Source organism: Gemella sp. GH3, from assembly GCF_013415425.1.
In the GTDB taxonomy this organism is placed as follows: Bacteria; Bacillota; Bacilli; order Staphylococcales; family Gemellaceae; genus Gemelliphila.
Genome location: NZ_JACBYC010000215.1, coordinates 1 through 455 on the forward strand (window position 1 = coordinate 1; position 455 = coordinate 455).

Below are 455 nucleotides of genomic sequence, written 5' to 3' on the forward strand. Positions count from 1 at the left end.
GTAGAAAGTTCAATGCCATATTTTTAAAATAAGATGTCGTTATTACTTCTCTTTGTTGTTGTGCATTTTGAACTTCTTCTAAAATGGGAATATCGAATAAGCGCATGATTTCTTTAAAGCGCAATGGTGACAGTTTCCGTGAATCATTCTCTATATAAATATCTCCCTCAGAATTCGTGAAACCAACGAATACTGGTTTTGAAAATGCAGTTACAGATCGTGTCATTTCAGGGCTTTGGATAGGTTGATAAATCAAATCAAGACTTCTCGATGGCCCTCGTTCTACTTTATGTAATCTCATTAAATCTAAAATTTCATTACTAGTTAATGATTCAATAGATTTATCAGGATAATGCTTGTGAACTAAAGATTCAAATTGTTGCGCCTTATTATTTGCAGTTAGAGGAGAATCACTATGTAATGTGCCACTGAGCAACATCACTTTGTGATAATAC

Annotated in this window: 1 pseudogene; it reads right to left on the minus strand. The window is 33.4% G+C overall.

Annotation, left to right across the window (positions count from 1 at the left end):
- Positions 1 to 455: pseudogene (locus tag HZY83_RS07765) on the minus strand (carboxylesterase family protein); the annotation flags it as partial.